This window comes from Faecalibacillus sp. TM498 (assembly GCF_020589955.1).
GTDB classification, from domain to species: domain Bacteria; phylum Bacillota_I; class Bacilli_A; order Erysipelotrichales; family Coprobacillaceae; genus Faecalibacillus; species Faecalibacillus intestinalis.
The window spans coordinates 1-5,432 of record NZ_JAJDKB010000088.1 but is presented as its reverse complement, the minus strand read 5'-3'; the positions used below and the strand labels follow the sequence as shown (position 1 = coordinate 5,432).

Annotated in this window: 7 protein-coding genes and 1 pseudogene; 6 read left to right on the top strand and 2 right to left on the bottom strand. The window is 27.4% G+C overall.

The annotated features are described in order from the left end of the window. Positions 1–380: 380 nt before the first annotated feature. From LJD32_RS14475 to LJD32_RS14455, 5 genes are all read left to right on the top strand, one after another. Positions 381–1,112, top strand: coding sequence for a Cof-type HAD-IIB family hydrolase (locus LJD32_RS14475; protein WP_227392755.1), 732 nt, complete (start codon positions 381–383; stop codon positions 1,110–1,112). Between the two features lie 106 nt (positions 1,113–1,218). Continuing rightward, the gene (locus LJD32_RS14470) at positions 1,219–1,674 is read left to right on the top strand and encodes an MFS transporter (protein WP_227392754.1); all 456 of its coding nucleotides are present in this window, start codon (positions 1,219–1,221) and stop codon (positions 1,672–1,674) included. 96 nt (positions 1,675–1,770) lie between these two features. Then, on the top strand, positions 1,771–2,265 hold the full coding sequence (locus LJD32_RS14465; RefSeq protein ID WP_227392753.1) for an MFS transporter: 495 nt from the start codon (positions 1,771–1,773) through the stop codon (positions 2,263–2,265). Between the two features lie 123 nt (positions 2,266–2,388). Then, complete coding sequence (locus tag LJD32_RS14460) at positions 2,389–2,751, top strand: hypothetical protein (protein ID WP_227392752.1); 363 nt, start codon at positions 2,389–2,391, stop codon at positions 2,749–2,751. A gap of 86 nt (positions 2,752–2,837) precedes the next feature. Further along, positions 2,838–3,005, top strand: a complete 168-nt coding sequence (locus LJD32_RS14455) for a hypothetical protein (protein WP_158546566.1) — start codon at positions 2,838–2,840, stop codon at positions 3,003–3,005. A 10-nt stretch (positions 3,006–3,015) separates the two neighbouring features. Here LJD32_RS14455 and LJD32_RS14450 read toward each other — a convergent pair whose 3' ends face one another. Then, positions 3,016–4,182 (bottom strand): O-antigen ligase family protein, encoded by a 1,167-nt coding sequence (locus tag LJD32_RS14450; protein WP_227392751.1) that lies wholly within the window; start codon positions 4,180–4,182, stop codon positions 3,016–3,018. 96 nt (positions 4,183–4,278) lie between these two features. Here LJD32_RS14450 and LJD32_RS14445 point away from each other — a divergent pair, with 96 nt between their 5' ends. After that, positions 4,279–5,211 carry a TRM11 family SAM-dependent methyltransferase gene (locus tag LJD32_RS14445; protein WP_117783386.1) on the top strand — a complete coding sequence of 311 codons (933 nt, stop codon included), beginning with the start codon at positions 4,279–4,281 and terminating at the stop codon, positions 5,209–5,211. Between the two features lie 12 nt (positions 5,212–5,223). On the opposite strand, the pseudogene LJD32_RS14440 reads toward LJD32_RS14445, so the two are convergent. Continuing rightward, positions 5,224–5,432 (bottom strand): annotated as a pseudogene (locus LJD32_RS14440) (hypothetical protein); the annotation flags it as partial.

Genomic DNA, 5,432 nt, shown 5'->3' with positions numbered 1-5,432 from the left:
CAGGTGTTACCATCAAAGATGATGTTGCACGTGAATTAACTGAAAAAGGTTTATAGGATTTTATGTGAATAAAATAACTACCTCACACTTTGCCAGAGACATGAGGTAGTTATTTTTTGCATTATTTTCTATAATATATAGAAGTAATTTAATAACGATATTTATTATTGACATGATTAATGTAAGTGTAGTTAACATATAGCTTCATAAGATGTCATTTCCATCACCTCCGTTTTCATATTTTCCTAGGGATATCTATGTAAACGAAGAATACGTCCTTCGATCAAAGCGCTACCGTCTTTAATGAAGGATTATAGAAGAAAATGAAAATGATGTCATAATAGTTTGGGGTGAATTTATGAAAAAATTATTACTATTTGATGTGGAAGGCGAGAGAAAATGGACATCTTGCAGTTATTGTTACTGGGAGAAGTAGAAGCCATATAGAAGAGCCCATTTTAGATATTGGTTTTGATGGAATGATTGGTGGTAATGGTGCTTATATTGAATTAGATAATAAAGTGATTAAAGATGAAACAATTCAAGTAGAAGATGTTAAAAGAATTGTCGATTATTTAAATCAACATCATTTAGAATACTATATTGAAGCAAATGATGGCTTATATGGATCAAAGAATTTTAAAGTACGTGGTGTAGAAGCTTTAAGACAATATGGGATGAAAGATCCTGATGTGATGGAAATTTATCCAGCAATGACTTTTCCAAAGTGTCTCTATGTAGAAAATGTAACAAAAATCAATTATATTTTAGAAAGTTATCAAGATTACTCAGATTTTAAAGAAGCTTTTCCTGAATTTAAAGATTTAACGTGGGGTGGAAAAGGAGAAAAAGCAATCTTTGGAGATTGTGCATTAAAACATATTGATAAACAAGAGGCAATTAAAGAACTTATTGATTATTTAAAAATAGATCAAGAAGATATCATTGCTTTTGGTGATGCTGAAATAGATATTCCTATGTTTGATATTGCAGGAATTTCTGTATGTGTAGGAAATGGGAGAGAAGAAGCTAAAAAACATGCAACCTATGTTACAAAACCAGTAAGTGAAGATGGCATAGAATATGCTTTAAAACATTTTGAAATTATTTAAGGAACTAAAAATGAAGTTAAATAAACAAAAAATCTTATTTATTGCTGTTATCTTTTTCTGGTTTGCGCAATATGTCTATATTCCTTATTAAACACCTTATCTTACGATGATTCAAACAAGTACGTCATTTATTGGAATTATTATAGGAAGCTATGGTATTTCACAAATGGTCTTACGTTTACCGGTAGGATTATTAGCAGATTATAGAAATAAGCATAAAATGATTATGTTAATAGGAGCTTTATCATCAGGATGTGCTTCTTTGTTTAGAATTATTTTTAATAATGGAATTGTTTTTTTAATTGGAAATCTTTTTTCAGGATTTGCCAGTGCAATGTGGATTTCTTTTATGGTTTTATATATGAGTTTTTATCCAAAAGACCAACAAACAAAAGCAACCAGTTCAATTATTGTCGCTAACAATTTAGGAATGTTATTAGGATTTATTACAAGTACACTTCTTTATAAAAAAATAGGAATGCAAATGATTTGTTTATTAAGTGTGATTTCAGGAATCATTTCTGCTTTATTTATTTCATTACTTCCTAAAGAAAAAACATAACCAACAAAGAAAAAAATTTCAAGTTTATTAAAAGTATGTACACAAAAGAATTTAATTGTCTTTTCACTTCTTGCACTTGTTTAACAAGGGGTACAAATGACAACAACTATGTCTTTTACAACACAAATTATAAAAAATTTAGGAACAAATTCTATGTCTATAGGATTATCTTCTATTATTTATATGTTATCAGCAGTTTGTTTTGCTAAAATGGCATCAAGTGATGTATGTATGAAATTAGGCGTTAGAACATGTATTACTGTTACATTTTTAACAACTGCACTTTATTGTGTTTTAGTACCACAATATTCATCAGTCTATATGATTTTTGTTTTACAAATTTTACCAGGTATGGCAACAGGAATCTTATTTTCATATCTAACAAGTGAAGCTATGAAATATGTACCACAAGAATCAAAGTCAACAGCTATGGGCTTCTTCCAAGCGGTGTATGCTTTAGGAATGACTTTATTTCCTATGATTTGTGGAAATATTGTAAGTCATTTTTCAATGCTATATGCTTATTTGTTTTTAGCAGTGATTTGTTTAATTGCAGCAAGTATTTCTTTTATATATTGTAAATCCCATTAACAAATAAAGCTCTTACAAAATTAATAATTTGTTAATGAAATTAAAAATGTATACAATACTCTTTTCGAAGAATCTAAAAAAGTATAAGCTACAGGTGTCTTAGGAAAGAGAGGAATAAATATTATGAGTATCAATGAAATCAATGCAGAAGCAAAAGAATCTTTAAGAAAGTATTTTAAAAATAGTCAAGATGTAAAACATGAAAATGAAGCAAGAAAAGAATTAACAAAAGAAGAAATCTTTGAATCCGTTGTAGGAGAAATCAAAGAATCAGAAATGAAATTAGAACAAAGAAATCAAATGAGAAACGCATTACAACAAGATGCAAAAGAAGCATTTGAAAAAGTATGTGGAAAGAAATCTGAAACAAAAGAAGTAGAACATATGACATTAGAAGGAATGCAAAAAGAATTAAAAGAAAATACAAAACATCAAATGGAATATGTCAATTCATTAAAACAAAATACAATGAATGCAAGAGCATAGAACTTCGAAAGAAGTTCTTTTTTTTACACTTACTTGATATTTTCTTAACATAAAAAGGAGTAGTATTTTGTTAAGAGGTGATCAAGATGGATGTTAAAAGAAATCAATTAATTGAAACAATTGTTTGGGTAGGAATACCAATGCTTTTTATGATTGTTGATTGGGTCTATAAACATGTATTTAATATAGAATATTTAGAGTTATCTATTCTTTTATTTGTAGTAGCAACAATCTATAAAACATATCAAAAATAAAAACAAATCGCTAATTACGATTTGTTTCAAACATTTCAAAACTAGATAATACAAATAAGAAGAATAAACCAGTGTGTATCCAAAAAATCGTATAATCTAAAATACCATGAATTAATAATACACCTATAAATCCCATAACAAGAGCAATATAAGAATAATGCTCTTTTACTTTATAAAGACGTTTACAGTTATCATAAATATAAGGAACAAGACATGCGAGTCCAATAATTCCAAATGAAAGTAAAGGATCTAAATAAACACTATGGGCATGTTGTGTTAAATGTCCATTATATTTATCTAAAATCATCATATAAGTAAATGGGCCTTGTCCTAGTAGTGGAGAAGCTTTGATACCTTGAATAGCACAACTCCAAATTTGAATTCTAACATCTAAATTTGAAATCAAATATTCTATTCTAGGGAATTTATCAGGATTTAAAACAAAGAAACCTGCAATTCCTAAACATCCAAGAGCTATCAAAACACATAATTTATAGTTTTTATTAAAAATAAGAAATAAACAAATAGCTCCGGCAATTGCCACATAACCAGCACGACATCCTGTCATATAAAGCATAAATAAGTTAAAAAAACCAACAATAACATAAAAAATACTTCTTTTTAGATTATTTTTAACAGTAAAGAATTTATATACAGTACATACGGCAATAAATTCAATCATCATCGCATAATAGTTGGCATTGTAGAAAACACTATTTAAGCGATTTTCACGTCTTGCATAAACTTTAAAGGTGAAATGATCAACACCTAAACGATGATAAATTTGAAATTGCTCATAAATTCCATATATTGCCCAAAGAATAGATAGCACAATCAACATATCAATAATAAATTCAAAGGTCGATTGATTAATATGTTTTCGATAATAAACCATTAAAATAATAACAATAAATATTCCTAGTGTTGCAAGTGCTCCTAAAATATTTTTATGAATAATGGAGATGCTTAAAGAGATTAAAACAAACAAATAGAGAAATTTAATTTGTGGTGTTTGTTTTAAGGCAATGATTGCCTTTTTTGATACTAACAAATAAATAAATTCAATCAATAAAATAGGTCCTAATATATAAAAAGGAAAAGTAAAACTAAAACATGTAAATATTAATAACAGTTGATCAAAAGTAAACTGTTCTTTTAAGTCTTTTAAATAGTTCATAGTCGCCTCCTGAAGATAATATATCATATTTATGATTATTTCAGTAGCCAAAATGAAGATGTATTGTTAAAATAGGGCACTAGAGGTAAGAAAAATATGAAACAATACTTTTATTTATTTAATTATCCACCAGAAGAATATGATTTATGTGCATTAGAATTTAAATATCTTTTTCATGAAGAATATCAACAATGTTTTATTACAAATAAAGATATTGATGTCAATATAAGTGTTTTTATGAAGGGAAAAATAGATATTTGGGCGATAAGTTCCAATTTTGATGACTTAAAAGAGGAAGTTAAACGCCAAAATCATAATTATCAAGATTTTAAAGTTATTTATTTAAAAAATCCTATTAGCCATCCAGATTATCAAGAAACACTTGATAAATGTAAAGATATTTCATGGTTTATAGCGGGTAGTGTGAATATGTCCAAACCAAAACATACAATTGCTCTTACAAAAGTGAATGACTTATGGATTATTGGGTATTATCATCATGGTGTTCCATCATGGAAAAAATATGATGATAAACCAAATACTTTTTCAAATTCCTTAGATATTAGACTTGCAAGAACATTGATTAATATTGCTGGAGAAAATGATCAAACAAAAACAATGATAGATCCGTGTTGTGGAATGGGTACAGTTGTTTTAGAAGGACTAGCTTTAGGGTATTCTATCAAAGGATTTGATATTTCAAGGGATATTTCATGGAAAGCAAGATGTAATCTTAATCATTTTGGTTTTGATGGTATGTTGATTACAAAAGATGATATTAATAAGCATCAAGGACATTATGATATTGCTATTATTGATATTCCTTATAATCTTTATACACCGATTACTTATAAAGAACAGTGTGACATTATTAATAGTGCTAGAAAATTATGTAATAAACTTGTTTTAGTAAGTTATGAACAAATGGATCAAGAAATCAAACAAGCAGGTTTTGAAATAAGAAATCGTATCTTAAGGAAGAAAACAGAATTTGTGAAATTTGGACGTTATATTTATGTGTGTTATTAAAAAATCATTGGATTATTTTCCAATGATTTTTTTAATCGTTTTTAAATCTTTGTTTTCTAACAAGGTATCAAATATTTGATCGTATTGTAATAGTGTTAAGTTTTCTAATAATTGATTATTTTCATCAGGAAAGAGTTTATTAAATAATTTTAATGTCTTTTCTTTAGCTTTAAGAAGTTCTCCTTCTTTTAAGCCTTCTTCTTTACCTTCTTGTCGTATTC